The sequence below is a fragment of the Acinetobacter sp. AG3 genome (assembly GCF_022343575.1).
GTDB classification, from domain to species: Bacteria; Pseudomonadota; Gammaproteobacteria; order Pseudomonadales; family Moraxellaceae; genus Acinetobacter; species Acinetobacter guillouiae.
The window spans coordinates 2,669,814-2,696,647 of sequence record NZ_JAKQZD010000001.1 but is presented as its reverse complement, the minus strand read 5'-3'; the positions used below and the strand labels follow the sequence as shown (position 1 = coordinate 2,696,647).

At 37.7% G+C, this 26,834-nt stretch carries 31 protein-coding genes, 1 tRNA gene and 1 pseudogene; 26 read left to right on the top strand and 7 right to left on the bottom strand.

All coding sequences use genetic code 11. The features are described 5' to 3' along the window. Nucleotides 1-156: 156 nt before the first annotated feature. The 9 genes from L3V46_RS12665 (at nt 157) to L3V46_RS12625 (ending at nt 10,056) form a co-directional block, all read left to right on the top strand. Entirely contained in the window at nt 157-2,256 is a 2,100-nt protein-coding gene (locus L3V46_RS12665; RefSeq protein ID WP_239045875.1) for a carbon starvation CstA family protein, read from the top strand. 32 nt (nt 2,257-2,288) lie between these two features. Then, a complete protein-coding gene (locus L3V46_RS12660) occupies nt 2,289-2,591 on the top strand; it encodes a YbdD/YjiX family protein (RefSeq protein WP_239045874.1) in 303 nt (100 codons plus the stop codon). A 197-nt stretch (nt 2,592-2,788) separates the two neighbouring features. Continuing rightward, nucleotides 2,789-3,814 carry a 2-dehydropantoate 2-reductase gene (locus L3V46_RS12655; protein ID WP_239045873.1) on the top strand — a complete coding sequence of 342 codons (1,026 nt, stop codon included), beginning with the start codon at nt 2,789-2,791 and terminating at the stop codon, nt 3,812-3,814. A 141-nt stretch (nt 3,815-3,955) separates the two neighbouring features. Then, complete coding sequence (locus tag L3V46_RS12650) at nt 3,956-4,915, top strand: AAA family ATPase (RefSeq protein WP_004820738.1); 960 nt, start codon at nt 3,956-3,958, stop codon at nt 4,913-4,915. 12 nt (nt 4,916-4,927) lie between these two features. Next, entirely contained in the window at nt 4,928-5,836 is a 909-nt protein-coding gene (locus L3V46_RS12645; RefSeq protein WP_239045872.1) for a DUF58 domain-containing protein, read from the top strand. 9 nt (nt 5,837-5,845) lie between these two features. Then, nucleotides 5,846-7,861 (top strand): DUF3488 and transglutaminase-like domain-containing protein, encoded by a 2,016-nt coding sequence (locus L3V46_RS12640; protein ID WP_239045871.1) that lies wholly within the window; start codon nt 5,846-5,848, stop codon nt 7,859-7,861. Between the two features lie 44 nt (nt 7,862-7,905). Continuing rightward, nucleotides 7,906-7,982, top strand: a tRNA-Val gene (locus tag L3V46_RS12635). A 219-nt stretch (nt 7,983-8,201) separates the two neighbouring features. Beyond that, a complete protein-coding gene (locus tag L3V46_RS12630) occupies nt 8,202-9,218 on the top strand; it encodes a site-specific integrase (protein ID WP_239045870.1) in 1,017 nt (338 codons plus the stop codon). A gap of 31 nt (nt 9,219-9,249) precedes the next feature. Then, complete coding sequence (locus L3V46_RS12625) at nt 9,250-10,056, top strand: phospholipase D-like domain-containing protein (protein ID WP_239045869.1); 807 nt, start codon at nt 9,250-9,252, stop codon at nt 10,054-10,056. Between the two features lie 19 nt (nt 10,057-10,075). Here the strand turns inward: L3V46_RS12625 and L3V46_RS12620 are convergent, their stop codons facing one another. From L3V46_RS12620 to L3V46_RS12595, 6 genes are all read right to left on the bottom strand, one after another. Then, complete coding sequence (locus L3V46_RS12620) at nt 10,076-10,369, bottom strand: hypothetical protein (RefSeq protein ID WP_239045868.1); 294 nt, start codon at nt 10,367-10,369, stop codon at nt 10,076-10,078. A 120-nt stretch (nt 10,370-10,489) separates the two neighbouring features. Next, entirely contained in the window at nt 10,490-11,566 is a 1,077-nt protein-coding gene (locus tag L3V46_RS12615) for an ATP-binding protein (protein WP_239045867.1), read from the bottom strand. 2 nt (nt 11,567-11,568) lie between these two features. Next, entirely contained in the window at nt 11,569-11,871 is a 303-nt protein-coding gene (locus L3V46_RS12610) for a hypothetical protein (protein WP_239045866.1), read from the bottom strand. Then, entirely contained in the window at nt 11,871-12,338 is a 468-nt protein-coding gene (locus L3V46_RS12605; protein WP_239045865.1) for a hypothetical protein, read from the bottom strand. Before L3V46_RS12605 ends, L3V46_RS12610 begins: the two co-directional genes overlap by 1 nt. A gap of 215 nt (nt 12,339-12,553) precedes the next feature. Beyond that, the gene (locus L3V46_RS12600) at nt 12,554-12,856 is read right to left on the bottom strand and encodes a hypothetical protein (RefSeq protein ID WP_239045864.1); all 303 of its coding nucleotides are present in this window, start codon (nt 12,854-12,856) and stop codon (nt 12,554-12,556) included. A gap of 130 nt (nt 12,857-12,986) precedes the next feature. Continuing rightward, nucleotides 12,987-13,712 carry a S24 family peptidase gene (locus L3V46_RS12595; RefSeq protein WP_239045863.1) on the bottom strand — a complete coding sequence of 242 codons (726 nt, stop codon included), beginning with the start codon at nt 13,710-13,712 and terminating at the stop codon, nt 12,987-12,989. Between the two features lie 103 nt (nt 13,713-13,815). Between L3V46_RS12595 and L3V46_RS12590 the strand changes: the two genes are divergently transcribed. The 16 genes and pseudogenes from L3V46_RS12590 (at nt 13,816) to L3V46_RS12515 (ending at nt 25,126) form a co-directional block, all read left to right on the top strand. Then, nucleotides 13,816-14,004, top strand: a complete 189-nt coding sequence (locus L3V46_RS12590; protein WP_239045862.1) for a hypothetical protein — start codon at nt 13,816-13,818, stop codon at nt 14,002-14,004. A gap of 8 nt (nt 14,005-14,012) precedes the next feature. Further along, entirely contained in the window at nt 14,013-14,285 is a 273-nt protein-coding gene (locus L3V46_RS12585; RefSeq protein WP_105712906.1) for a hypothetical protein, read from the top strand. A gap of 46 nt (nt 14,286-14,331) precedes the next feature. After that, entirely contained in the window at nt 14,332-14,610 is a 279-nt protein-coding gene (locus tag L3V46_RS12580; protein ID WP_239045861.1) for a hypothetical protein, read from the top strand. Beyond that, a complete protein-coding gene (locus L3V46_RS12575; protein WP_239045860.1) occupies nt 14,607-14,903 on the top strand; it encodes a hypothetical protein in 297 nt (98 codons plus the stop codon). Before L3V46_RS12580 ends, L3V46_RS12575 begins: the two co-directional genes overlap by 4 nt. Further along, nucleotides 14,900-15,874: pseudogene (locus L3V46_RS12570) on the top strand (helix-turn-helix domain-containing protein). Before L3V46_RS12575 ends, L3V46_RS12570 begins: the two are co-directional and overlap by 4 nt. Continuing rightward, nucleotides 15,871-16,683, top strand: a complete 813-nt coding sequence (locus L3V46_RS12565; RefSeq protein WP_239045859.1) for a hypothetical protein — start codon at nt 15,871-15,873, stop codon at nt 16,681-16,683. Before L3V46_RS12570 ends, L3V46_RS12565 begins: the two are co-directional and overlap by 4 nt. Then, the gene (locus L3V46_RS12560; RefSeq protein ID WP_239045858.1) at nt 16,684-17,091 is read left to right on the top strand and encodes an endonuclease domain-containing protein; all 408 of its coding nucleotides are present in this window, start codon (nt 16,684-16,686) and stop codon (nt 17,089-17,091) included. 4 nt (nt 17,092-17,095) lie between these two features. Further along, nucleotides 17,096-17,785 carry a hypothetical protein gene (locus L3V46_RS12555; RefSeq protein WP_239045857.1) on the top strand — a complete coding sequence of 230 codons (690 nt, stop codon included), beginning with the start codon at nt 17,096-17,098 and terminating at the stop codon, nt 17,783-17,785. 140 nt (nt 17,786-17,925) lie between these two features. Next, on the top strand, nt 17,926-18,633 hold the full coding sequence (locus L3V46_RS12550; protein ID WP_239045856.1) for a hypothetical protein: 708 nt from the start codon (nt 17,926-17,928) through the stop codon (nt 18,631-18,633). A 7-nt stretch (nt 18,634-18,640) separates the two neighbouring features. Then, nucleotides 18,641-18,862: a hypothetical protein gene (locus L3V46_RS12545; RefSeq protein ID WP_239045855.1), complete on the top strand. Its 222-nt coding sequence runs from the start codon at nt 18,641-18,643 to the stop codon at nt 18,860-18,862. 461 nt (nt 18,863-19,323) lie between these two features. Continuing rightward, nucleotides 19,324-20,406 carry a hypothetical protein gene (locus L3V46_RS12540; RefSeq protein ID WP_239045854.1) on the top strand — a complete coding sequence of 361 codons (1,083 nt, stop codon included), beginning with the start codon at nt 19,324-19,326 and terminating at the stop codon, nt 20,404-20,406. A 238-nt stretch (nt 20,407-20,644) separates the two neighbouring features. Beyond that, complete coding sequence (locus L3V46_RS12535) at nt 20,645-21,142, top strand: DUF2280 domain-containing protein (RefSeq protein ID WP_239045853.1); 498 nt, start codon at nt 20,645-20,647, stop codon at nt 21,140-21,142. Continuing rightward, complete coding sequence (locus tag L3V46_RS12530; RefSeq protein ID WP_239045852.1) at nt 21,139-22,797, top strand: terminase; 1,659 nt, start codon at nt 21,139-21,141, stop codon at nt 22,795-22,797. Before L3V46_RS12535 ends, L3V46_RS12530 begins: the two co-directional genes overlap by 4 nt. Before the next feature lie 12 nt (nt 22,798-22,809). Then, nucleotides 22,810-24,219: a DUF1073 domain-containing protein gene (locus L3V46_RS12525; RefSeq protein WP_239045851.1), complete on the top strand. Its 1,410-nt coding sequence runs from the start codon at nt 22,810-22,812 to the stop codon at nt 24,217-24,219. Beyond that, on the top strand, nt 24,191-24,889 hold the full coding sequence (locus L3V46_RS12520) for a phage minor head protein (protein ID WP_239045850.1): 699 nt from the start codon (nt 24,191-24,193) through the stop codon (nt 24,887-24,889). Before L3V46_RS12525 ends, L3V46_RS12520 begins: the two co-directional genes overlap by 29 nt. 48 nt (nt 24,890-24,937) lie before the next feature. Then, nucleotides 24,938-25,126, top strand: coding sequence for a hypothetical protein (locus L3V46_RS12515; RefSeq protein WP_105712892.1), 189 nt, complete (start codon nt 24,938-24,940; stop codon nt 25,124-25,126). Here L3V46_RS12515 and L3V46_RS12510 read toward each other — a convergent pair. Next, on the bottom strand, nt 25,098-25,349 hold the full coding sequence (locus L3V46_RS12510) for a WYL domain-containing protein (RefSeq protein ID WP_239045849.1): 252 nt from the start codon (nt 25,347-25,349) through the stop codon (nt 25,098-25,100). The genes L3V46_RS12515 and L3V46_RS12510 overlap by 29 nt on opposite strands. A 165-nt stretch (nt 25,350-25,514) precedes the next feature. On the opposite strand from L3V46_RS12510, the gene L3V46_RS12505 reads away from it, so the two are divergent. Then, nucleotides 25,515-26,834 carry a DUF2213 domain-containing protein gene (locus L3V46_RS12505; RefSeq protein ID WP_239045848.1) on the top strand — a complete coding sequence of 440 codons (1,320 nt, stop codon included), beginning with the start codon at nt 25,515-25,517 and terminating at the stop codon, nt 26,832-26,834.

Genomic DNA, 26,834 nt, shown 5'->3' with positions numbered 1-26,834 from the left:
ATGCTAATAGTACATATTCAGACCAGTTTTAATGCCAAAGTCTTAGATGAAAACAAAAAAATGAGGAGTAGAGTCACCAAGGAATGAGTCACGGAAATGCATTACGCTTTATAAAAACAATGGAACTGCTTTTTGTAATCAAGATGTGAGGTTTTAATGGAAAATATTCAAACAAAATCATCACCCTTATCAAAATTGATCTGGGTGATTGTCGCCATAATTGGTGCTGTATCTTTTGGAATACTTGCAGTCAGTAAGGGTGAGCATGTCAATGCGGTTTGGCTAGTGCTTGCAGCGATATGTGTCTATAGCATCGCTTATCGTTTTTATAGTTTATTTATTGCGACCAATGTTTTTGAACTGAATCCTCGGCGATTAACACCAGCACATCGTTTAGCAGATGGCTTGGATTATGTCCCGACCAATAAATATGTACTTTTTGGTCACCATTTTGCTGCTATTGCAGGAGCGGGGCCATTGGTTGGGCCTATTCTTGCTGCCCAAATGGGTTATTTACCAGGAACAATTTGGCTTTTGGTTGGGGTTGTTCTTGCTGGTGCAGTTCAGGATTTCTTGGTTTTATTTATCTCTACACGTCGAGACGGGCGCTCACTTGGTGAAATGGCAAAGCAAGAGCTGGGTTCATTTGCTGGTGTGGTGGTGATGCTTGGTGCATTAGGTGTGATGATTATCATCCTTGCTGTATTGGCATTGGTGGTGGTGAAAGCACTGGCACATAGTCCATGGGGAGTGTTTAGTATCGCAGCGACGATACCAATTGCCTTATTTATGGGCATTTATATGCGTTATATCCGTCCGGGCAAGATTGCAGAAGTTTCTATCATTGGTTTTGTGTTGATGATGGCTGCCATTGTTTATGGTGGAAATGTTGCTGCGGATCCTTATTGGGGACCATTTTTCACATTAACTGGAACACAACTTACATGGGCACTCATCATTTATGGATTCGTGGCTTCGGTTCTACCTGTTTGGCTGTTATTAGCACCACGTGATTATTTATCAACATTCTTGAAAATTGGTGTAATTGCGGGTTTAGCAGTGGGTATTATTGTTGCAATGCCAATGTTAAAAATGCCGGCTGTTACGCATTTTGTTGATGGTACTGGTCCTGTATTTGCTGGATCTATGTTCCCATTCTTATTTATTACCATTGCTTGTGGTGCGATTTCTGGTTTCCATGCCTTAGTCTCGTCTGGAACTACACCTAAACTGATTGATAACGAAGTCAATATTCGTGTCATTGGTTATGGCGGTATGTTGATGGAATCATTTGTTGCAATCATGGCAATGATTTGTGCAACAGTGCTTGAACCAGGTGTTTATTTTGCGATTAATGCACCAGCGGCAGTATTGGGTACTACAGTAGAGAGCGCAGCAGAAGCAGTACGTACACTTGGTTTTGTGGTTACACCTGAAACTTTGAGCTTGCTGGCAAAAGAAGTGGGTGAAAGTACGATTCTTTCGCGTACTGGTGGTGCGCCAACATTTGCAATTGGTATGGCTCACATCATCACGGATATTTTTAATAATCGTTCAATGATGGCGTTCTGGTATCATTTTGCGATCTTATTTGAAGCGCTGTTTATCTTAACTGCTGTCGATGCAGGAACACGCGCATGCCGTTTTATGGTACAGGATACGGTGGGTATCGTTGTTCCAGCACTTAAAAACTCACACAACTTTGTGGGGAATATGATCGGTACAGCGGTTGCTGTCGCTGGATGGGGCTTCTTTGTTTATCAAGGTGTAGTCGACCCACTTGGTGGTATTAATAGCTTATGGCCTTTGTTTGGTATCGGTAACCAAATGCTTGCGGCAATGGCTTTGATCTTGGGCACAGTGATTTTATTTAAAATGAAGAAAGAGAAATATGTATGGGTCACCATTATCCCAACAATTTTCTTATTCATTACCTGTATGACTGCGGGTTGGCAAAAAATCTTCCATACCAATCCTAAGATTGGATTCTTGGCTCAGGCGGATAAATTCTCAACCGCAATTGCCAATGGTGAAATTTTAAAACCAGCTAAAACACTTGAAGAAATGCAAACCATTGTATTGTCCAATCAAATCAATGCTGCACTGTGTGCATTCTTTATGATTGTTGCGATTGTGATGTTGTTTGCTGCTATTGGCGCAATTCGTCGTGCACTGGCAAGTCCTACCCCAACAGTAAATGAAGCTCCAGCGGTGTATGCAGATCCTGAAGAGGTGTCTGTTTCTAAATCACACTAAGTTGATATTGCAGATAGAGTGAGAGGTGAGTGATGAAGCTTAAATTTGCTCAAGGTGGTAAAACGGTGATTTATAAAATCATCAAGATGACCATCATGTCGCAAAAGGAGCTAATTTTTAATCCTAAAAATTGGTCTAGAATTGCAACATTATGGACACGCTTACAACAAAGTTTCCGTTTGATGGTGGGTGTTCCAGATTATCAAAATTATCTGGAACATATGAAAAAGCATCATCCCGATATGGATGCAATGGATGAAAAGACTTTTCATCGCTATTGTGTAGATGCCCGCTATCCATCGTCAGGTGGAACAATGAAGAAGTGTCCATGTTGATGGAAGGGATAAGTTGATTTAAAGCTTAAATAGAAACGGCACTTGGGTGCCGTTTTTTATTGAAGATGAGCGAAGTGATTTATCGGTTTAACGTAATAACAGCACACTTCATGATTAGACTTGTCGGATAACTGACAGTTGGCAAAGTCTAACTCCGCTAGAATCATGTAATACATATAAATGAAAAGGAGACTGCTATGAAAATCTGTATTTATGGTGCTGGTAGTATTGGATGTTATATTGGCGGTCGATTAGCAGCTGTAGGTGCTGATGTGAGCTTTATTACACGTCCTCGTGTATATGAAGAATTAAGGACGTCTGGTTTAAAACTGACAGATTACACTGGTAAAACGATAAAAATCGCGGCAAATGATTTACAGCTTAGTGTTGATCCTCAAATAGTCACAGATGCTGACATTATTTTTGTATGTGTAAAATCTGCTGCGACTGAGCAAGTGGCCAAGGAACTTTATGACAATTTAGGCGCACACAGCCCCTATATTGTGAGTTTTCAAAACGGGTTGAGTAATGTTCCAATTTTAAAGCGGATTTTAAAACATCATTCGATTTTAGAAGGCATGGTGCCTTTTAATGTTGCAGTTCAAGCAGTTGGGCATTTTCATCAAGGGACATCTGGTGCGTTGCATGTAAAAGCGTATGCACAGCAACAGGATTTAGCCAAGCTTTTTAAACAAGCAGAATTAGAAATTGTTTTTGATCAGGATATGCTTGCAGTGCAATGGGCAAAAATTTTGCTGAATTTAAATAATTCAATCAATGCTTTGTCAAAGTTACCATTAAAACAACAATTGTCTAATTATCAATATCGACAATGCCTTGCTATGGCGCAACAAGAAACGTTATATCTCTTAGATTTAGCACAAATTAAGCCAGCAAAACTCACAGCAATTTCGGCACATCTATTGCCTAAAATAATCAGTTTGCCAAATTTCATTTTTAAAATATTAAGCCGTAAAATGTTGGCAATCGATCCCTTGGCGCGTTCATCTATGCAAGATGATTTAATGGCAGGGCGAACAACAGAAGTGGACTGGATCAATGGGGAAGTTGTTCAGCTCGCCCAACAGCTAGGTAAACAAGCGCCTATCAATAAAACCTTAATCGAATTGATTAAACAGGCTGAAATTTCAGGAAGTGAATTTTCAATTGGTGCGCAAGATTTAAAAACAAAGTTAGAACATGCCGCAAAATTAAAAGTTTAAAATTTTGGTTGATGGGGGAAGCTATAAATTTTGAAGTGTATTCAGCAAATGAAAATATGGATTTATCGCAGTCAAGATTGAGTATTCCTTAAAACCGTGTATGTTAAGGAAGTTACAATAATTTTATTGGGGAAATAAAAGGTGATTTGGGGAACAACACAAGTAAAAGCATCAGAACAACATAGCACTGTATCAAATTTAGACCTCACTCAGTTTTACCCAAAAATTGATGATTTTTTAAGTCAAATCAACCAAATTATTTTAGATAAAAGTCATCAGACTAAACTGGCACTCTGTAGTCTATTGGCTGGTGGACATTTACTTTTTGAAGACTTACCCGGACTTGGAAAAACCACCTTAGCCAGCAGCTTGTCTCGTCTTGCAGGTCTCGATTTTCAACGGATTCAGTTTACCAATGATATGCTGGCAAGTGATGTGATTGGGATCAATATGTTTAATCAAAAAGAGCATCAATTTGAGTTTAAACATGGTCCAATCTTTACCCAAATTCTGCTCGCAGATGAAATTAACCGCTGTAGCCCTAAAACCCAAAGTGCTTTGCTTGAAGCAATGGAGGAGGGTAATGTCACTATAGATGGTACACGTTACCCTTTACCACAACCATTTTGGGTGATTGCAACGCAGAACCCACTTTTTCAAAGTGGAACCTATAGTTTGCCTGAATCACAACTTGACCGTTTCTTGATGCGACTGTCTTTAGGCTACCCATCACGCGCAGCAGAAAAACTATTATTGCAGCAAAACTCACGCCATGATTTGATTGAAAAGTTGCAAGCGATTTTCCAACATCAGGAAATTTTGCAATTACAATGTGTGGTAAATCAAATTACATTGAACGATGTTGTTTTTGAATATATGCTTGATCTAGCAGAAGAAACACGTAAAGGTCGTCATGGCTTATCTCCACGTGGGTTATTGGCATTAAAAAAATCAGCACAAGCCTATGCTTTGATTGAAAAAAGACAATTTGTAATTGCAGATGATGTACAGGCAGTGTTTGTTGCTGTGGTTTCGCATCGTATAGGATTAGGTGAGTCTGAGACACGAGCACTTATGCAAAAAGTTCCTGTAAAGGGCTAATTGGAAACGCTTATGTTAGGTCAACGATTTGTTAAATGGCTGCATCTTCGGTTTCGCTATACAGGAACTCGTACACTGAAACAAAACCAAGTGTTGGTGTTTATGTACCAGCAGGGTTTTCTGTATCTGGTCCTTATTCTGATTACTTTTATCGCTGGGATTAATTATGCCAACAATTTAATTCTTGGTTTTTGTTTTTTAATCAGTGCGATTTTATGTATTAGTTTCTATCTCAGTTTTAAACAATTACATGCGATTACATTAGATGTGGTTGTCGATGAAGTGGGTAAGGTCAATGAAGCTTTTAAGGTGAGAATTAACCTACAACAAGATCGTGCTACGCCTAAGTTTTTAAACTTTAAAATTGATGAACAATTACAATCTTTTCTATTTGAAGAAAAACAACAAAGTTTTGAATTGAATTTTATTCCGCAACAACGAGGGGAATTTTCAGTTCCCCCAATTCAAATTTACTCCACATATCCACTCGGTTTAGTGCGAGCATGGACCTATATTTATTTAACTGAAAGTTACTGGATTGCTCCTGAAGCGAAGTCTTTAGAGCATCAATCACAGAATTATTCCAATACAGGTGAGCCTGATTTAGATGAATTTAAAGAGTTAAGGACTTTTAAATCAGGTGATTCATTGCAAAGCATTTCTTGGAAACAGGCCGCGCGTGGACAAGGATTATTTGTAAAGCAATTCGATGATTTGGTTGATACCCATGCGATGCAAATTGAATATAGCAAAATGCCAAGCGCAGACCATGAAGAGAAGCTAAGTTTTATGATGGAGTTGGTCGATCGATGTCATCAGACGGAAACGCTGTACAGCATCATTTTACCGCATGCACAAACTGAAAATGGGATTGGAGAACAGCACTATATTCATATCAAAACCTTATTGGCGCAAGCGTGAGGATGAACAATGAATAAATCGATACAAATTTCAATTTTAGTTGTGCTGAGTTTGATTTGGCTGGCACAGCTGGCTTATATGCCTGTGGCATTGTCTATTTTATTCCTCATGAATATAGTGGCTTTGGCACTGTATTATGACAAAACCAATAAACATCAAGTCTATAATCTGCCTCGATTATTTGCACAAACCCCAAAATTAGTTTTTGCACTTTTAGCTTTGCTCATCATTTATTTTGATTCCCGCACATTTTTAGGCGTAGAAGCAGGTACAGCGGTTCTCTCCACATTTTTATTTGCGAAAACGCTAGAAACCAAATCAAAGCGTGACTTTATTATTCTGTTTAACTTTGCTCTGTTCGTCAGTGCCAGTTTGTTTTTACACAGCCAAGCCTTTTGGATGGCACTGTTAGTTTTGTGCTGTTTAATCAGTTGTTTGGTTGGACTGTATCGTGTACAAATCGCTAATTTTGAAATAGAGCAACCGATTTTTCAGTCACTTAAAAGTGATTCATTGCATATTCTTAAATTTATTGCTTTGGCTTTGCCATTCTTTATTTTACTGTTTATGTTTTTCCCGCGTTTGCCACCACTTTGGCAAATCCCCATTCCCAATAATAAAGCGGTAACGGGATTGAGTGATCGCATGTCACCGGGTGATATCGCTGAGCTTTCACAGTCAAGTGCATTGGCATTTCGAGTTATTGGCAATATGAAGCAATTGCCAAATCGTAATGAGCTGTATTGGCGAGCGATGGTGCTTGATCGTTATGATGGTACAACGTGGACAAGTGAGTTTGCCAATAAACAGGTAAAAGCTTATTCCAAGATCGCAGGGCAGATTGATGGATTTCATTATCAATATCTTGCCAGTGATCCAAGTCAGCAATGGATTACCGGTTTGGAAAAGTCCATTCCAATAGAACAACGTTTTGAGTTACACCAAGATTGGTCGATTACACCTAAACGACTGGTACAGCGTACCCAGCCAATTGAATTACAGTGGGTGGGGAGTCAGGTTAGAGATATTCAGGATGCACATTTTGAACAGATGATGCTGAAAAATAACCTCAGTTATCCGAAAAAGAGTGATCTACAGGCCCAGAAGTTTGCTTTAAATCTGTATCAGCAGAGTCAGTCTAATTCTGAAGCTTATATTCAGAATGTATTGAACTGGTACAAGAAAGAAAAGTTTGTTTATACACTTGCACCAGGAAGGTTGGGGAATAACCGCGTTGATGAGTTCTTGTTTCAATCTCGGCAGGGGTTTTGTGAACATTATGCCTCAAGCTTTGTCTTGCTTATGCGTTATGTTGGAATTCCAGCGCGTGTAGTCACAGGCTACCAAGGTGGTGAGCTGTCTCCTGATGGTCAAAGTTGGGAAGTACGCCAGTTAGATGCACATGCTTGGGCTGAGGTTTATCAACACGGGCAATGGCAACGCATTGATCCAACGGCCATCATTGCACCGATGCGTATTGATCGTGGTATGCAAAATGTGATGAATGACGATCGTTCGATTTTTGGTGATGCGGGTTATTCAAATTTGCGTTTTCAGCATTCATCGCTGCTTAGAACGCTGCGTGTTTGGAGTGACTATGCTAGTTTTCAATGGCAGAGTAAGGTTGTCGGTTACGATGCAGAGAAGCAAAGCGGCTGGATGAAGAAGCTTGGCTTAACATCGGCTTATAGTTATGGTTTGGTTTTAATTTTTGGAATTCTTGGATTACTGTTGATCTATTGGGGTGTGACGCAATTTTGGCGCACTCGTCAAATGTCAGCGCTTGAGCGAATCATTGCTCAATTTAATCATCAATTATCTGAGGTTGATCAAAAAGCAGAGTCAGAAACCTTTCAACAATGGATGCAGCGTTTAGCCTTGCAGACTGAACAAAACCATCTGTTTGAACAAGTGAATCAGATTTTTCAAAAAATTGTCTATTTAGGTAATGAAAATCAACAGGATATTCAAAATATCAAGAAATTGCTTAAAGAGTGTGCGAATGCATTAAAAGTGAAGAAATAAGGCTTGTCATCTTATTAAAAAATGAATAATATTCTCAGCACTTCAGGTGTATAGCTCAGTTGGTTAGAGCGCTACGTTGACATCGTAGAGGTCTCCAGTTCGAGTCTGGATATACCTACCAAGATTTTTATTGTTATTAATCAATAAATTAGGGGTGGAATTGTAATGATTTCGCCCTGTTTTTTATGTCAAATAGGTCAGCTTTGAGTAATCAAAATACTCAAAATTTGCATTAAAAACTGCTTTATATTTCGCTTTCGGGCGCCATTTTTGACTTGCGTATGCATCTCACTATGAATTGGCGCCTGAATTACGGCCCCAAATATTGAGAGTTATTAATATGCAAAAACCTGTCAAACGTGGCAATGCTTGGCGTATTCAAGTCAAGTTCAAACATCTCCGTGATGCTGCAACTCGTGATACTTCTGAAGAATGCACCCAATGGGCTCATAAGCGTCTAATGGAATTGCAACTTGAGTATGAAAAACAACTCAAGAATCTAGAAAAGCCTCAAATAACATTAAAACAGCTTTTTGAGCTTTACTATGAAAAAGTTGGCCAATTCACTAAATCCAAAACATATATCAAAAACCATATCAAATGGCTAGATCGTTATTATGGCGATTTAACGCATTTTTCAATCCACGATCTTACACCTAAATTAATAACAGAAAATCGTGAAAGACGCCTGAAATTTGTTAAGCCAGGTACTTTGCACAAAGAAATGAGTTTAGGGTCTTCAGTCTTTACCTTTGCCGTTCGTGAAGTGTTCCTGATTCAATCTAACCCATTTAACTTGGTCAAGAAGCCTACTAAGCCACAATCAAGGCAGAATCGTATTAATCAAGCTCAAATTGATAGAGTCCTATTTGGCTTGGATCACTACAATGAAAACATGGTTCCAAGTTCGCCTGCACACTATATCGCATGGTCATTCCTATTTGCATTAGAAACGGCTATGCGTAAAGGTGAGATTCTAGAGATCCGTAAAGAACATATTCATGATGACTATGTGCATTTGCCTGAGACAAAGAACGGTACATCAAGAGACGTACCTTTATCTCATAAAGCCCGAAAGCTTTTAGATCTAATGGAAAATAGAGAGGATTATTTGATTCCTCACAATTCCAATTCATTTAGGCTTTTATGGCAAAGGAATCTCAAAAGAACAGGATTAAGCGGGCAATTTACATTTCATGATTCACGCCATGAAGCAATCACAAGAATGGTGAACAATCAGAAACTACCAGTTGAAATACTTGCAAAAGTTACAGGGCATAAAACAATTAATGTTTTAGTGAATACTTATTACAATCCAACAGCTTCAGAGATAGCAAAAATGCTAAATGCTGCTTAAAATATGCCCCATTACTAGGGGCTTTTACTACATGAAATTATCTACATTATCTTTAAGTGAATTAGTCCAACATATTACTGACGATTCTGGAGAGGACCGATTAACAGGAAAAGAAATAGTTGAGCTTTTCAATATTTTTGGATCAAGGGATGATTACGATCTTCTAATTGAACAAGCAAATTTTGTTTCTAGAAAGGCGTATACCAAGCGTAAATTGATGGATTTAAATAGTACTCCGCATTTGAAACCACTAATTGAGAGTTTAGTAGATGATAGGAGATGCAAAAACCCTCAAACTAAAGCTGAAAAAATTAACAAAATATTGAAGCATGACCAATACCAATTAGAAATGGATGCTGATGGCGTTTATAAATTAAAAGGTAAAGATTTTAAAGATGATATACAACTTATACCAATATTTGAAAACATAGAAAATCAGGTTATTGAGCAAATTAATTCCGCAAAATATTTAATTTGGGTAGCTGTTGCATGGATTACATCTAGACCTATTGCTGCAGCTCTCTACAAACAATATAAAAATGGTGTAAATATAAGAATTGTTGTGAATGATGATGAATTAACCAATAGTAGGGGGATCAAGTTTGAACAATCAAATATTGAATATTATAAAGTTTCCCCTTTAAATGATTATTATAAAAATATTATGCATCATAAATTTTGCATCATAGACCTAAGCACAGTTATAACAGGATCTTTTAATTGGACGAATAAAGCTAATTTTAATAATGAAAACATTAATATTATTTGTCAAAGGGATCAGGCAGAAACATATGCTAATGAGTTTTTAAAACTTATTAAAGATATAGAAAGAAAGTAAAAGGGCAATAAGCCCTTTTCTAATTTTTACGTCTAGCACCACGTTTCGATGAGGTAATATGTAAATTCTCAAGTAAGGGCATTACTTCTTTAGGGTCGTACAAATGCTTGTTTTGATCTCCTTTATTGAGGGGGCCAACTTTCTCAATAATAGTTTTACGAGAGAGATTAAATCGTTGAGCAAGCCAAGCCGCTGTTACACGATGTGGTAATTCTTCAGCTTTTAGTTCAACTATTTTACCGCCTGCAAAATTATCACCTAGAAAGATTTGTGGAGGTTTCTCAGACTCAATCACTACAATATATTTGCCCATATTATATTTTTCCAATCATTTATAATCTGGATCGCAGAGGGTCAGCTATACGATCCATGATACTTTAATTGACTGTTTGATCTCCTTTAAAAGTGTGGATTCTATTTAAGTAATTTGTTTTTATGCGGTCCATCCCTCCATGTCTGCTTTAGCCTGACATGCATTATTAATTTGCATTTCAAATTTGCTTCCTGAAAAATAATTAGCTGGATAGTGAAGATCATTAGGACTTTGAGCATTTTGGATATCAATCAAAGCTTTCTGAAAATCGGCTTGGAACATTGAATCTTGTTCTTGCTGTAATTGATTTTCAGATTCTTTACTTGATTGCAATTTCTGTTCAATAATTTTTCTAATACTTTTACAAGTTTCTTCAAATACTTGTTGGCGAACGTCTTGAAGGCTGTTTAGCTTGCGTTTACTACAATATCTTTCGATATCTACACCAGCTTGAAGCATAAGCTCTTCAAGCTCGAGGTATTGATTTCCATTAATTGTAGAGTCAGCTGATCCTGAGGAAAGCCATTGATTAAGCTTGATTCCAGTCTGTTCAGTAATTTGCTCAGGCTGTAAAAACAAACCTGTTCGGTCTTTAGTTGCGACAGCAAAATAATCACCGTGCGTGATATCTAAAACAGTTGTGAATTCATATTCAATGCCATCACGTTGTTCAGCTTTTAGACCTAACTTTTCAACTTTCTTTTTGCCTCCGCCTGCATCGACTTGGACTGTGTCCATCTTACTGCGCATGGTCACAATAATATTAATACTGGAGTGAAGCATTGCATCAATGAATTTACGGTGTTCAGGTGTGACCTCACTCCAAGCACCCCATGTATTACCCTTGAATTTCCCTTTACCTAAAGCGTCCACCATTTCAAGACAACCACCAACGCCAGACCACTCGTGTGTAATACTGTCTAGAATGACCGTTGTATATCCAGCTTTCTCTGCAGCTTGAATTGCCGTAATGAATTTTTTAGGTGAATAAGGAGGTTGAATATTCGCAGTATCAAATTCCATCACATTGGCATATAGCTCAGCACTGCTATTCTCTGTATCTACTACAGCAACTTTTCCACCAATACCTTTAGCTATTAGCAGAGCGCCAAGTGTTTTACCTGAGCCAGTTGGGCCAGCAAGAGCAAGACGTAATTTTGCATTTTTACGTTCAGCTTTTTTAAAAAATACTGTCATGATTATGCTCCAGTCCATCCCATACGTTTTTTATACGCACGACGTTCGTAAGAGGGGATATTTGAATTTTGAAGCCCAATAGCCAATGCTTTGCGCTTCTGAAACTTGCGCTCACGTTCAAAATTAAGGCTAATCCAAGGTTTCTCTAAGTGCTCTGCGAATTCGATAAGGTACAAATAGCCTGATTTACTAACTCGGTAGATTTCACCATTTTTCTGAGTGTATTCAGACGAATAAATACGCATGCGGAATTCACCGTTTTCATCGCTTATAAATTCTGATTTTTTTGTAGTTGATTTATTCATTAGACAGCCTCCACCAAACGGTTACGCTCGATATAACCGATAATTATCTGATTGATATTTCGGTGATCGTTGTAATCCGTGAAGTCGTTATATTCCTTGCCGTTAATGTCTTGGATCTCGTCAATTGCTAAGTTGGTGATATCAACTGCAGTAAATTCAGAACCTGGTACGCCGTAGTTATCGGCATGAGATTCAAAATCAAAGCTAACTTTAAGTAAGAAGCTATCAAGTTTTATCACGGCCATGCCTGATGAATCAGAAATGATCTTTAAAGCTTGGATGCTATATGAAGAAGTGGCAGTGTTAGGAACTACTACTGCAGGTTTATATTCAGTAGATTTTTGATCATATGTAAGACCGATAGCACCTACTGTGAATAAACCACTTATTGCTGCTACTTTGATAAAGCTGAATGGCTGCACACGATGTGTAACAATGGTATTGATTGAATGCGGTTTTGTGTTCATAATTCACCTGTTGTAAGGAAAAGCGCATTAGATTTGACGGTCGATGCGCTTTTTTGTAATCTGGTGTTTGTATATTCGTATAACCGAACAATTATGTCAATATTTAATTCGGTTTTATTCGGTTTTTTGTATTGTTATCCGAATTTATATTTCAAAAGACAAAAGAAAACCCTACATATAGTAGGGTAAGATAGGTTAAAACTTATTATAACTATTTATATATCCGAATAATTTTCTAAAAATTCGTCTATCCATCCTTGTGCTAGTTCAAGATTTGTTATGTCATTTAACTTTAGATTGGTTTCTTCTGCCTCGTTAAAGCCTTCAATTATAGCTTCAAATATATTTGCTTCAGTAATGACCTCGCGCGCAATTTCAGCTGCATCATAGCTTTGTTTGGCTTTTTTAAGAAAGGCTATTTGTTTATCAATTCCTGCACCAATTTTAGCTAATGCCATCTTAAATTCTTGACGATTAATTGTTAATGCTGTTTTGGATTTATTAAGTGTTGCGATCATAATATTCTCTTTTATTTAGGAAATTTTAATTACCCAGATCACCAATTGACGCACTCCTATCTTTTTAATACAGCCCTATCAACTAAATTTATTTCGTAGTCTGATTTCTAGATATGAGAGCAACTAGGAATTATCTCCTAATACGTCGTGTATCTATCTTCATCCAATACTGACCAATGATTTGGATATTTTCACTTTCAATTTTAGCTGGTGAGTAATATTCATCTGGATATCTGTTTTTATCAGGATTAGCTGAAACTGCTTTAAACCCTCCGACACCTTGTTCATTCCAAGTGGATAAATACTTGATTTTAGTATCATCAGCAACTTGAAAGGCGTAGATTTCACCATCAAATATTTTTTTCGCTGAAGTATCAATTGATACTGGCTGACCATCCCAAAGAACTGGTTGCATACTTTCACCACGTACATGGATAATTTTTGCTTCATCAGAATGAACGTTACATTTATTCACCAATGCTGTTTCAAAAAGCATTTTTTTAGGACTTGGGTAGTCGATATTCAAGTAACCATTACCTGCACTAACGTATACGTCATCATAATAATCAATAGCTACATATCCCTCCGGAATAGGGTCGCCAGGACTATATACGTCAACTTCAATGTTTGTCATAGAGCCATTGCTTGTTTCAGATGGACCTATTCCATCTAACAACCATTGAGGTGTTGTCTTCAAAGCTGCACATACAGCACCAATATGTTTAGCGCTAGGTTTATTTGTTCCTGTAACCCACCCATGAACTGTCGCGCGTCCAGCTCCAGTACTTCTAATTAGGTCTGCTTGTGACAACCCTAGTTCGCTCATTCTTAAATTTATGCGATCAGATGTGTCCATAGAATATTCCTCTTAATATGTTCGGAATTGTGAACGAATTAATTGACGATTAAACGAATATGTGCTTCACTTAACCGAACAGAAATAATTCGGTTAAAAGAACATGAATGTTGCTCAGTTGCGAGTTTTTTATGGAGTGAAAAACAACACTCTATTAGCCAAAGAAATCAAACGTGGAAGAACAACTATCTGGGAGTGGGAAAAGTTTGGCATCCCACCCCGCACGCAAGCCACCTTTGAAGTTCTCACTAAAGGAGAGCTTAAGGCGGATTTACAAGCACTAAGTTCATAGGAGCAATCATGAGCCTTGAAAAAGAAGACCTTCGCACTAAGCACGATCCTGAAATTATGGACAAACTTCGAGATATTTCTGCGTATTACGGTATGGAAATGAGTAGACAAGCTTCGATCCTCTTCGAAAAAGCCATTGTTGGTGAATGGCATATCGTCAATTTAGGGCTTGAGCGAATCAAAAGAAATGAGCGGATGCGGGAGATTGTGGTCGGTGACGGGAATGACGGGGATAGTCAGGTCAAATTTCCACTTCAAGTTTTAGACAATAAAAAAGCCTGATCTCGCGAATCAGGCTTCTAATTCATCAATTATGGGACCAATGAATATGAAATCAAATTTAGCACAACACCAAAACACAAACAACATTAATGCTGATTTTCTGCTGGGTGATGTTGTGGTTCTCAAAAAGCCACACTACACGACAGATTCAGAGGAATTATTCAGTGTTGAGGAGTTTCACTCAAATCTTGATATGTACGAAATTGAGTCTAAAAGTTATTTGCTGCATGTTTTTGCAAATGAAATTCGCACAGCATCAATTGCAGAAATCCAAGCCAATCGCCGTTTAACCGAAGTTGAACAAGCACTCGCGGAGGTTTCATGAATAGCCATTTTCAAATTAAACCTGAGCATAAACAGACTCAAGAAATCCAATCATTTTATGAACCAACTTTGCTTTTGTTGGACCACATCCATGACATCAAAAAAGGCAATCTAAGAATGCGTGGTTACAACGAAGAGAATGCAGCTGTAACCAAAGAAGAATTGGCCCAAAAGATGGCTTATCGATTCAAGATCACAATTTGGTTATCACATCAGGTTATTACGAGCTTGACCAAGGCTGAACAGGCCATTTCATTTGGTGGGTACGTAAAGCCTAAGGTCGGTGAATTATGAGCTTAGATGCAACCATTTGGGCATGGAAAATTAGACAAAAACAAAAGAAAGGCGGCAGTATAAAACCTTTAAAAAAATTGGTTTTACTGTCACTTGCGGATCGTGCAAGTGAGGATCATAGCGCTTATCCCAGTGTGGCCAGATTGGTTGAAGATACCGAAATGGATCGCAAAACCGTTTTAAAAATCATCGATGAATTGGTTGAAGATGGATTAATTATTGATACTGGGGAGCGGAAAGGGCGTACAAAACAGGTAAAAGTTTATCAATTGATGGGGGTATGTGGTCGTGAAACAGTGCCAATAACGGTACTGTTAAGTGATGAAAATCAAGACTTAAACAATACCAACAATGGTACTATTAAAGGGTTTAAAGAGTCCCAACAATGGAACAGTTCCAATAATGGAACAGTTCCAACAATTCCATTAAACAGTCCCAACAATTCCGTTAAAGAGTCCCAACGTTGGGACACGGAATCTTTCAAAGAATCTATTAATGAATCTAAAAATAAAAATGGGTGGCTTTGTTTTAATAAACTTCGTTTGGAATTAGATCAAGCTGATTCTTCTGTAGTACCAAAAGACATTATCGAAGCAAGTTGGTTTGAGCGAGAAAAGAAAACGTTCGAATTATTCAATGCTGGAAATAATCTTTGTGATGACTTGATGATTTACCACTTTGCAGACTGGCTTTTAAAAAATCGCCATAAATACGGAAATAAATCTAAATCTGAGAAAATTAATTTAGATCCTGATTTCCTAGTTTTTGCTTCACCAAGTCAGATGTACATGTTTGCAAACAAACTTGCTCGCCATCCAGAAGTTATCAGCAAGTACAGCACTGCAGGTGAATCATACGAAAATCTTGCTGGTCGCATAGCTGCAAAACTTGCTGATCCGACTGAACGCCAGAATTGGAAATCATATCTTGCTGACGTTGGTTTTAAACCTAAGAGTAGAGGAGCAGCATGAAAGTAAAACGAATTGTTTGCTGGTTCAGCTGTGGTGCAGCATCGGCTGTGGCAACGAAAATTATGCTTGAAAAGGCAGCTAAGATTTTTCCTAAAGTACCAGTAGTAATTGCGAATAGCCCAATTATAGAAGAGCACTCTGATAACGAACGTTTTTTTAATGAATGTGAGCAATGGTTTGGTCAACAAATTATTCGAATTTTTAATCCACGTTATCCTCAAGGCTTGAATTCAATATACGAAGTTTTTAAGAAAGGTTACTTAAAAGGTGTAAAGGGTGCGCCATGTACAACTCAGCTTAAAAGAATCCCACGTGGAATGTTCCAAAAAGAAGGCGATTTGCACGTATTTGGGTATGACATTGCTGAAATAGATCGTGCTCAAGATTTTGAAGAAAGAAATCCAAGTCTTAATTCATATTTTCCACTTATTGAATCAGATCTAAGCAAGGCGGATTGTCTTGGAATGCTTCAAGACGCAGGCATACGCATACCGAAAATGTATGAGCTTGGTTATTTGAACAATAACTGCATTGGTTGTGTGAAAGGTGGAGCAGGTTACTGGAACAAGATTCGCAAAGATTTCCCTGACACATTTGATCGCATGGCGAAAGTTGAACGTCAAATCGGGCATTCAATTTTAAAAAATGAAGATGGTCCAATCTTTTTAGATGAATTAAATCCCAAAATGGGTAGATACAAAGATGAGCCTGATATTGATTGTTCATTTAGCTGCTTAATCGCCAAAGAAGATAACAATTGGGAATTAGTTAATTTTTATGATGTCGAAAAAGTGGGAGATTTAGCTTAAGTGGAAAGCATCTCAATTACTGAATACCAAAAACTTCACGGTGGTAGATCCAGAAAGAAAACTAACTTGAAACGCAGTAATTCATTAAAAAAAGAACGTGTTGTAAGTGATGGTGAAGCAACATTTATTCAGCATTTGAGAGCTTACGGTATCGAATTTAAACAAGAGTATCAGTTCAATGAGAATCGTAAATGGAGAGCTGATTTTCATATTACTGGTACCAAAATTTTAATTGAGGTTGAAGGAGGTATTTGGAGCAATGGCAGACATACAAGGGGGAAAGGCTACATAGCAGATATGGAGAAATATAACTCAGCTCAGGTACTGGGTTATTTAGTATTTAGGTATAGCACTGAACAGGTGAAAAGTGGCAAGGCGATTGAAGAAATTAGACGGTTAATAGGGTGATTTTATGACAGCAACAGCAAAATTTGAGAAACATCGAAACGAGACTATAGTTCACGATTTACGCCGTTTATTATTTACTCCAAGTCGCTCAAAAGTCGATTTTACATTGCTCGACTTAGCACAAAAAACAATGGATGGTTTTAAGGATGGTGTAGGTGGACCATCAACATTTGGAAGTAAGGCAAATAGCGCTGCTCTAATGATGCAGGATATGAGTCCAGAAGTTTATTCAATGTTGTGGGCGTTAGTTCGTTCTATCAATCCTACAGATCGTCACTTTGCCTTAATTCACAATCTGTTAACTTCAGAAATTCGCTTAAAGTTTAAAGAAGATGGTTTTAAAACTAAACAGATAACCACTAAAGAAGCTGCAAAAGGTGTGGCTCGTTCTGCATTGATTCAATTTTTATTTAAACGAGGTATATGCATCAAATGTAATGGAAAAGGGTTTGTATTTTCAAAAACTGATAAAAAGCATGTTGAGTGCAGTAAATGCGAAGGGAAAAAAGAAAATGCTTACAATCAATCAGAGCGACATCGAATTTCTTGTATGAGCATTGATCGAAAAGCTTATTTAAGAACTTATGATAAATACGAAAAGGTAGCATTAGACATTTTAGGGGATTGGAGAGTCGATCTTGATTCCCACTTAAGAGGATATTTTCATTATGTGGCTGAAGAATATAATTTATGATTGCTTAGTCCCAAAATAAAGGGTATATTTTTCTATACTGGTCGTATTACGGTTTGTTCAAGACCAAGAAATAAAAGCCCATCAAATAGATGGGTTTTTTTAAATAATATTCTTTATAAGTTCGTTGGTAAGGGGGGGCTATGGCTTTAAGAAGTTTCTTCAAACTGATAAAATGTGAAAGCCAAATTATTAAAATGCCGCTTGAGGATAAGATTGAAACTTCAAACATCGAAAGGCAGGAAGTGGAAGTTATTTGGTTGAATTCCTGCACAAGTTGGTTTGAATGTAAAGAGCTTTATAAAATAGTCGATAATAAATTAAATTTAATTAATTATATTACATTTAGTTTTCCCATTGCTATTACATCAATTATGCTTTTTTCTAAACAAACTAATATTGACCTAATAAAAAATCTATACCAGTATTTTGAGCTGGCATCTATTGTAGGTTCTCTTCTAATTTTATTATTTGGATTGTACTCTATAATATTTAGTAAAAATGAAATTAAAAAAGAATTGTATGCAACATCATTTAGAAATAATTTACAAATTTCTGAATTAGCAAAGTCTATGGTTGAAAAATCGAACTTTGATGATTTAGATATTTTACGTAAATTTGTAAGAATGCAAGATCAAATAGATATACTAAATTCTCCTAGAATTCCTAAGAAAATTACTCAAGAAGCTTTTAGATACTGGTTGAGAGAATCTAATCAACTATGCCCTACATGTAGAAATTCTCCTTTAAAAAAGGCTCCAAATTTAATTGAAAGATTTTTTCATAAAGATCAGTTGTGTATACTATGTGGGACTGTTACTCTAAATATTAATAATTTGGATGAGAAGTGAGTTAATTATGAAAAGTTTTAAGTTGTTGTTAGGTATTTCAGAAGTTGATAAAATTTTTGATGGTTTAGATAATAAAGATAAAATAGAGCTTTTTGATCATATAGTAGATAAGTACCAAGATGCATTAATTGAAAGTGAGGTTATGTGCGAATCTTTTAAGAATTATTCTGTTGCACATTTAAATAGACATAATCCTGATATTTGTCCAACTTGTAAAAGAAAATTATAAAATTATCCCTATCGTTGATGTTTATTTTAAAACCTGCTCTTAGGCAGGTTTTTAATGCTTTGAGATAAGTGAAAATACAAAACCGACACAAGAAAATCAAAGTTAATTGTGATCTAACTCTAACAGGCATCATGAATTTGGTTCGTGCAGTAGGTAAATAATCAACTTTACATATCATTTTTGCCGAAAGGATTCTGGCAATAAGACTTGTTCCTGTAATGCGATGTATTGGACAAAGAATTACTTTAATTCTTGAATCAAACTTAACTCAACACTCACTAAGTCATAAGACTATGTGAGATTTTGCCGAACGGATTACGGCACAAGGAACCCCGCTGAATTTTAGATTTTGGCGGGGTTTAATTTTTTTAAAGCTCATCCGATGTAGGTCTTTTTATCGTATTCTAAAAAAAATCAAAAAGAATGGTAAAATTTATGAAACAAGTACTTTTGACTGACTTATGAAAAATATTTACTATTTTGCATTACCATTATCTGTATATTTGATATTTACTGTTTTTCCTGAATATTATGGATGTTTACTTCCAAAGAATATCTGTCTTGAGAGCATAACTAAATCTAGTGATTTTTTAACTGTATCAATTTCCTTAATCCCCATTTTTGTAATTATTGGTGCCTATCAAGTATGGAGAAAGCAAAAAACTGCAGAACTATTAGCTGTTGATGCTAGGTCATTGTATGGATCACTTAAAGAGTTAAAGGAAAGTAGCATTGGAGACAATAATACATCACATACCTGTTTTGCTGCGGGCACTACGGTACATACTGAGCAAGGGCTTATCGCTATTGAACAACTTAAGGTTGGTGATAAAGTTTTATCTAAAGCTGCAGATGGTAGTGGTGAACTGGTTTATAAACGAATTCGTAAAACCACGACTACAGATAATGTTCCAATATTCCTTATGGAGTTTGATCACTACGTTGATCCGAAGCTAACGATTAAAGAGCGTTTTAAATTAAGAAGAACTTTAGATCAACAGGCAATACCATCTTCATTATTTGTTACAGCTTGTCACCCATTTTGGACAATTAATCAAGGCTGGTTACCAGCAGAAAATTTAACTCCTCAAGATCCTATGGTGATTAAAGATGGTAACAAATTTATTAGCTATGGTGGAGGCGGTTATGATGGTAAATATAAAGGCATAACTCCGTTATTAAAAACGAATAAAGCCGGTTTTGGTTATATTGTTGACTATAGTGATGAGACTGGGCAATCAGGAGGACGCTTTATTGATTTAATCACAGGTGAGAGAGACTACAGTGACCCAGCCTATAGACCAATAATGGATAAACTCTGGATAAATGATCATGAATGGAAACAACGTTTAATTGATCAGACTCCAGAAGAGCATCGAGAAGGTGCTGAATTTTATGGATTTAGACAGGGTCATTGGCGCGACCCAGATACAGTAGAATGGAGTGAAGGTGAAGGCCATCTCACCATGACGGTTTATAATATTGAAGTTGAGGACACTCATACTTACTTTGTCGGTGATGCGGGAATTTGGGTGCACAACTGAGGAGGATAGGAAACATTTTTCGAAAAGTCTAACTGTTGAAAACTTTCAGAAATTGTTACCTGCCGTAATGAAATATTGGATAAATGATAGCTTTAGAATTGATGAAACTTAATAAAATCAACATTGACACCTGATCATTTTTTGACTTTTGTAAGAGGTCTATTATTTATCAAGCATCCCCTTAATAGGGGATTTTTTTTGGCTATTTTGCTATACGTAGCTATACGAAGGTGAGTTTATGGCAGCATTAAAAGAGCCTGTGAAAATCTTTATAGTTCAGTCTCTTGCTTGCTTTGAAACCCCTTTACAAGTAGTCGAAGCTGTAAAGCAAGATTTTAATATTGAGATAACCCGGCAACAGGTTGCAGTTTACGACCCAACCAAAGTGGCTGGACGTAATCTAAGCAAAAAATTAAAAGAGTTGTTTGAGCGTACACGCAAGGACTTCCGAGAAAATATTGAAGATATTGCAATTGCGAATAAAGCTTTTCGTTTGCGTGAACTTCAAAAGATGTATGACGACTCAGGGCGAAATAAGCGTGCTAAACAGAATCTATTGAAACAAGCATTTCAAGAAACCGATGGCCGTGTAACTCGACAAGAGGTAACAGGGGCAAATGGTGGGGCAATTAAAACGGAGACTCAACAGAAAAATCAACAAATCTTAAGCCCTGAAGAACTTGCAAAAATGACCCCGCAAGAACTTTCACGTTTAGCAATTACAGGTAAGTTATGACTTATGCACTGGATGAAATTGCACCCTTAATCAAAACATGGACAATCAATACACGCTTGCCTGATGTGATAGGGGAAATGAGCCGCCGTTATTATTATAAAGCGGTGACAGAGCAAAACGAATTAAGCAAACAGGCTGAACTATATAAATGCCGAACTGATCCAGTGCATTGGTTTAACCATTGGATCTGGACTTATGATCCTCGTGGTATGTCATTCGGGTTACCCGCAAATCTTCCTTTTGTATTACGGCCAAAACAGGTTGAACTTGTAGATTGGTTGCTTGAACGTGAAAACACTCAAACACATGGTTTGATTGAAAAATCACGTGATGAGGGAATGTCTTATGTCGTTCTAGGATTTTTCTTACATCGGTGGCTATTTGTTGAGGGTTTTGCTGGCGGTGTAGGAAGTCGCAAGGAAGAGTTGGTTGATAAAAAGGGCGACCCTAAAACGCTGTTTCATAAAATCCGAGATATGTTCAGTAAAATGCCTGATTGGATGAAGCCTAAGGGCTTTGTTGAAAAAGTGCATGACAATTACATGCGTATCATCAATCCTGATAATGGTGCAACCATCACGGGTGAGGCGGGTGACAACATTGGCCGTGGTGGACGTACCACAATGTACTTTCTTGATGAATGGGCGTTTGTAGAGCGTCAAGAAGCGGTAGATGCGGCAATATCGCAAAATACCAACGTTCATATCAAAGGATCAACACCCAACGGTATTGGTGATAGATTCCATCAAGATCGCTTCAGTGGACGATATTCAGTCTTTACCATGCCGTGGCGTGAAAACCCTGATAAAAATTGGACAGTCATTTACAACGGCAAAGAAATCTATCCTTGGTATGAAAAGCAATTGGCCACATTGGATGATGTTGTATTAGCGCAAGAGGTCGATATTAACTATGCCGCGTCTGTTGAGGGTGTATTAATTCCATCCGCATGGGTTCAGCTTTCTATTGATGCACATCTCAAATTAGGGATTGATCCTACTGGCGATCGTATAGGTGGGTTAGATGTTGCAGATGAGGGCAAGGATAAAAACTCTTTAGTGTGCCGTCATGGTGTTGTGATGGACTATCTCGATACTTGGAGTGGTAAGGGTGACGATATATTCGGAACTACTCAAAGAGCAATGGACATAAGCATAGAAAGGTCAATTGATACGCTTTTCTATGATGCTGATGGTTTAGGGGCTGGATGCCGTGGAGATTCGCGCGTCATTAATGAGCTACAGCGTGAAAAGGGATTGCCTGAAGTTGATGTACAACCGTTTAGAGGTTCAGGCGCGGTACATGATCCAGACGGGCAGATGGTAGAAAGTCGTTTAAATAAGGATTTCTTTGCCAACCTCAAAGCCCAATCGTGGTGGTCTTTACGTTTGAGATTTCAGGAAACTTTTAGAGCACTTGAAGGGCGTGAATATGATCCCGATATGATCATTTCTTTATCCAGTAAAGACATAGATCCAAAAGAGTTGGCATTACTTACCACTGAATTATCACAGCCGACTTATACAAAAAATGGCGTGGGCAAGATCTTAGTCAATAAACAACCAGACGGTACAGCATCACCCAACAGGGCTGATGGAGTCATGATCTGTTTTAATCCGCAAGTTTCATTCCTTAGCGTTTGGGGCAAGCTTTAATTCGAGAAAGATATGGGATTACTTAAATTTACTGCGGATAGTTTTCAAAACTTCGCGGCTCGGGTTGGCTTGGGTGCTGGAAGTCAACACGATCAATCAACCTACAGCGCAAATTACTTAAGTCGCAATCGATTGCTAGTTGAATCAATGTATCGATCGTCTTGGGTGGTCGGTCAAGTTGTTGATGTTGTAGCCGATGATATGACCCGAGAAGGCATTAACATGCGAGGCTTGCAGTCTCCAGAAGACGCAGAGGAAATCAATCAGGAATTAGATCGCTTACAAGTCTGGGATAAACTTAATAAAACTATTAAGTGGTCTCGGCTTTATGGTGGTGCAATTGCTGTCATGATGATTGATGGACAAAATGTCTCAACGCCGTTGAATATCAATACAGTGGCTAAAGATCAATTCAAAGGCTTAATCGTTCTTGATCGTTGGATGGTTGTACCGACTCTAGAAGATCTGGTCACTGAATATGGACCATATTATGGAATGCCTAAGTATTACGATGTGATTACCGATTCCGTCGGTTTGTGTAATCAAAAGATTCACTATTCACGAGTGATACGTATGGATGGTGTAGAACTCCCATATTGGCAAGCAATTGCTGAAAATTTATGGGGACAATCAGTTATTGAGCGCTTAGAGGATCGTTTAACAATTTTTGATAGTGCAACTTTAGGTGCTGGCCAGTTAGTCTATAAGGCACATTTACGCACATATAAAGTCAAAGGGTTACGCGAGATAATCGCTAAGGGCGGACGGCTTTATGATGCTTTAGTTAAGCAGATTCAACAGATTCGGCAGTGGCAATCTAATGAAGGCATGACCTTGATGGATGCCGAAGATACATTCGAAACACATCAATATAGTTTTACTGGCTTAGATAATTTGTTGATGCAGTTTGGACAACAAATTGCTGGTGCAACTGGTATCCCTTTGGTTCGTTTGTTTGGTCAATCCCCCGCAGGCTTTAGTGCAACAGGTGAAAGTGACTTATCTAACTATTACGATAATATTAATCAACAGCAAGAAGGCCGTATGCGTACGCCGTTGCAAACGCTTCTAGCTGTTGTGTCATTATCTAAATTAGGTAAAGCCTTACCTAATTCGTTTAAATTTGATTTTGCTTCTCTGTGGCAGATTGATGAAAAGGTTAAAGCTGAAGTGGCTAACACGGTCGCTCAAGCGGTTACTACTGTTGAAGAAAGCGGATTAATCAGCCGTAAAACCGCTTTGAAAGAATTGCGCCAATCTTCAGAAGTGACTGGAATTTTTTCTCATATCACAGATGAAGAAATAGAAGCTGCAGTCGATGACCCACCACCACCTAAGGGTGAATATGATGAAGAATCAAATCAACCGACTGACGCCCCATCGGGCAAGAAAGATGGAGATTCGGTACAGTCAGCAGCTTAGAAAAATTGCAGGTTATATTGATACGATCGTCAAAGGCTTTAACGTAAATGATCCAAGATCACATGCTCTTATTGTTTCTGCATTAAATGAGTATGCAAATACTTTAGATTTTTGGGCAAAAAATGCTGCAGGCAGAATTATCTCAGATGTAGCTTTACGTGATGAGAAAACTTGGTTGATTTATGCACAAGATTTATCGCGAGGTCTCAAAGATCAAATACGTAATACAGATATTGGTGCGGTGTACCAACAATTACTTAATGAGCAAATCCGCTTAATTAAATCCTTGCCACTCGATGCAGCACAAAGAATAAGTGATCTGTCTACACGTGCCTTGATTGAAGGTAGCCGAGCCAGTGAAATATCTAGCCTGATTATGGCCACTGGCCATGTGACCAAGTCACGTGCAAATACTATTGCACGAACGGAAGTAAGCAGAGCACAAAGTATATTTACACAAGTTCGGGCAGAAAATTTAGGATCTGAGGGGTACATTTGGCGTGATTCGGATGATGAGGATGTACGTAAAAGGCATGCTTGGTTGAATGGGAAATTCATTTACTGGAATGAGCCCCCAATTGTTGATGTTAAGTCTGGTCGAAGAGCGCATGCGGGCTGTGATATTAATTGCCGATGTTATCCTGAACCAGTGATACCAAATGATTATTAATTGAGATCAAATAAAAAGTTTTATTAATGTGTTTTAAGAGGAAAAAATATGTGGACTAGACATGAATTAATCGAAATACGCGAGCGAGCTGAATTGGAGGCTTTAAAAGAAAATAATGAAAAATGGCGACATGCCTGTTTAAATTTGGCTGTCGCCGCAGATCGTTTAGAAGCAATTACTATTCGAGTTGAAAATGGCGATGAAGTAGTTAAACTTCAACATCCCAACGAGGAGTAAACTTATTGTTTGTTTCTTCTACAGAGATAATATTGGATACGTGAAAGTTTCTAATTCCGCCACGTTCAATATCGTAACAGAAAAATTTTTCTGTTCCTCCTTTAATTCGATAGCTATAAGGCTCGGCTTCTCTTGTTTCTGTCGGCCCACCATCTTCTCTTGCTGTGATAATAATTGTGTGCAAATTACGGCCAGCAGATGAAATAATATCTTTTATGCTCATTTTTCTCTCCATTCAATTTTAATATTGAAAGTTTTTGAATTAAAGTTATTAAAATTAGCTAGTTTTATTTGTGATGAAGTAAAACTAACCACATGTAATTAAGCATATTAATTGTAAAAAAACCACCAATATGGTGGTTTTTTATTGCCTATTTAATGGTGAAGCATGTTTAAGCCAAAAAAGACAAAAGACCAAAAGACAGTTGATCGCTCAAACTTTTACACGACTGGTCAGATTGGTCGCACACGGGAAACTACACCTGAAGGTTATTTACTTTGCCGTGATGTTCCAATTGCGCGTATAGGAAAGCTGATGTATGGCAATGGTGAGGTACCAGTCACAGCGGATAAGTCAGGCTTGATTATTATTGAGCGTGATGAGGATGTACTTTTTGATCCACGTACGATCGCTAGTTTTGAAGGTAAACCGGTCACGGATGATCATCCTGACGATTGGGTGAATCCTGAGAACTGGAAAGAATTATCTAAAGGCTCTGGGAACAATATCCGCCGTGGAGAGGATATAGATTCTGATTGTTTGGTTGCAGATCTACTTATTACTGATAAAGAAACTATTGATGCTGTAATGGCTGGAAAGGTTGAAATTTCATTAGGTTATGATGCTGATTATACTGAAATTAGTGTCGGTAAAGGGTTTCAAACTAATATTTTTGGAAATCACATTGTCTTGGTTCCTAAAGGGCGTTGTGGGTCACGTTGTAAAATTGGAGATAGCTTTATGGCTAAGAAGAAAATTAGTTTTGCTGATCGTATCCGCAATCTAGTTAAAACAAAGGATGCTGACGAGGCTGAGAAATTAGCCAAAGCAGTTGAAGATGAAGCGCCTGATATAAAAACTGAGGATGAAGATCCTGAGGATGAATCTGGTACTCAAACTGGTGATGCTGCAGTAAATCGCGAAATTCTTAAAACCCTTAAAACAATGGATGCGCGTCTAGTTGCTTTGGAGAAGAAAAAAACCAAAGACTCTGATGATCCTGAAAAGAAAACAGAGGATGACGATAATCCAGATGATGATCCAGAAAAAACTAAAGATGATATTTTAAAGGCTGAAGAAGCTGCAAAATTATCAGAACAAGGCGTTCAAAATCATACTGGTGACTCGTTAAAACAAGTATTGTCACGCGCTGAAATATTGGTACCAGGCATTAAGTTGCCCACTATGGATAGTGCGAATAATGGCAAGGCTGTATTAAATGCTAAACGATCAGCCTTAAAACAAGCCTATGCAACCACAGATGGTCAAAAAGCCATTTCACCATTTATTGGTGGCAATACAGATTTTGATGCAATGTCAGTTGCAACGATTGATGCTGCATTCATTGGTGCATCTGAGTTAATGAAACAGCAAAATAATTTAGCTGGTGTTCGTTCAGGTATTTCTACCCGTGACTTTGGTCGTGCTCCAGCATCGCCTGCAGATATTAACGCCCGTAACCGTGAATTTTGGAATAAAGGAAAATAA

Excerpts from the sequence above, each read along its gene's own strand:
- L3V46_RS12505 (WP_239045848.1), top strand. The coding sequence starts at position 25,515 with ATGTTTAAGCCAAAAAAGACAAAAGACCAAAAGACAGTTGATCGCTCA.
- L3V46_RS12520 (WP_239045850.1), top strand. The coding sequence starts at position 24,191 with ATGGAGATTCGGTACAGTCAGCAGCTTAGAAAAATTGCAGGTTATATT.
- L3V46_RS12615 (WP_239045867.1), bottom strand. The coding sequence starts at position 11,566 with ATGACAGTATTTTTTAAAAAAGCTGAACGTAAAAATGCAAAATTACGT.
- L3V46_RS12610 (WP_239045866.1), bottom strand. The coding sequence starts at position 11,871 with ATGAATAAATCAACTACAAAAAAATCAGAATTTATAAGCGATGAAAAC.
- L3V46_RS12565 (WP_239045859.1), top strand. The coding sequence starts at position 15,871 with ATGAAAGTAAAACGAATTGTTTGCTGGTTCAGCTGTGGTGCAGCATCG.
- L3V46_RS12595 (WP_239045863.1), bottom strand. The coding sequence starts at position 13,712 with ATGGACACATCTGATCGCATAAATTTAAGAATGAGCGAACTAGGGTTG.
- L3V46_RS12600 (WP_239045864.1), bottom strand. The coding sequence starts at position 12,856 with ATGATCGCAACACTTAATAAATCCAAAACAGCATTAACAATTAATCGT.
- L3V46_RS12525 (WP_239045851.1), top strand. The coding sequence starts at position 22,810 with ATGGGATTACTTAAATTTACTGCGGATAGTTTTCAAAACTTCGCGGCT.
- L3V46_RS12590 (WP_239045862.1), top strand. The coding sequence starts at position 13,816 with ATGAATGTTGCTCAGTTGCGAGTTTTTTATGGAGTGAAAAACAACACT.
- L3V46_RS12510 (WP_239045849.1), bottom strand. The coding sequence starts at position 25,349 with ATGAGCATAAAAGATATTATTTCATCTGCTGGCCGTAATTTGCACACA.
- L3V46_RS12665 (WP_239045875.1), top strand. The coding sequence starts at position 157 with ATGGAAAATATTCAAACAAAATCATCACCCTTATCAAAATTGATCTGG.
- L3V46_RS12580 (WP_239045861.1), top strand. The coding sequence starts at position 14,332 with ATGAAATCAAATTTAGCACAACACCAAAACACAAACAACATTAATGCT.
- L3V46_RS12605 (WP_239045865.1), bottom strand. The coding sequence starts at position 12,338 with ATGAACACAAAACCGCATTCAATCAATACCATTGTTACACATCGTGTG.
- L3V46_RS12550 (WP_239045856.1), top strand. The coding sequence starts at position 17,926 with ATGGCTTTAAGAAGTTTCTTCAAACTGATAAAATGTGAAAGCCAAATT.
- L3V46_RS12640 (WP_239045871.1), top strand. The coding sequence starts at position 5,846 with ATGAATAAATCGATACAAATTTCAATTTTAGTTGTGCTGAGTTTGATT.
- L3V46_RS12555 (WP_239045857.1), top strand. The coding sequence starts at position 17,096 with ATGACAGCAACAGCAAAATTTGAGAAACATCGAAACGAGACTATAGTT.
- L3V46_RS12655 (WP_239045873.1), top strand. The coding sequence starts at position 2,789 with ATGAAAATCTGTATTTATGGTGCTGGTAGTATTGGATGTTATATTGGC.
- L3V46_RS12530 (WP_239045852.1), top strand. The coding sequence starts at position 21,139 with ATGACTTATGCACTGGATGAAATTGCACCCTTAATCAAAACATGGACA.
- L3V46_RS12575 (WP_239045860.1), top strand. The coding sequence starts at position 14,607 with ATGAATAGCCATTTTCAAATTAAACCTGAGCATAAACAGACTCAAGAA.
- L3V46_RS12625 (WP_239045869.1), top strand. The coding sequence starts at position 9,250 with ATGAAATTATCTACATTATCTTTAAGTGAATTAGTCCAACATATTACT.
- L3V46_RS12585 (WP_105712906.1), top strand. The coding sequence starts at position 14,013 with ATGAGCCTTGAAAAAGAAGACCTTCGCACTAAGCACGATCCTGAAATT.
- L3V46_RS12620 (WP_239045868.1), bottom strand. The coding sequence starts at position 10,369 with ATGGGCAAATATATTGTAGTGATTGAGTCTGAGAAACCTCCACAAATC.
- L3V46_RS12645 (WP_239045872.1), top strand. The coding sequence starts at position 4,928 with ATGTTAGGTCAACGATTTGTTAAATGGCTGCATCTTCGGTTTCGCTAT.
- L3V46_RS12545 (WP_239045855.1), top strand. The coding sequence starts at position 18,641 with ATGAAAAGTTTTAAGTTGTTGTTAGGTATTTCAGAAGTTGATAAAATT.
- L3V46_RS12535 (WP_239045853.1), top strand. The coding sequence starts at position 20,645 with ATGGCAGCATTAAAAGAGCCTGTGAAAATCTTTATAGTTCAGTCTCTT.
- L3V46_RS12515 (WP_105712892.1), top strand. The coding sequence starts at position 24,938 with ATGTGGACTAGACATGAATTAATCGAAATACGCGAGCGAGCTGAATTG.
- L3V46_RS12540 (WP_239045854.1), top strand. The coding sequence starts at position 19,324 with ATGAAAAATATTTACTATTTTGCATTACCATTATCTGTATATTTGATA.
- L3V46_RS12630 (WP_239045870.1), top strand. The coding sequence starts at position 8,202 with ATGCAAAAACCTGTCAAACGTGGCAATGCTTGGCGTATTCAAGTCAAG.
- L3V46_RS12660 (WP_239045874.1), top strand. The coding sequence starts at position 2,289 with ATGAAGCTTAAATTTGCTCAAGGTGGTAAAACGGTGATTTATAAAATC.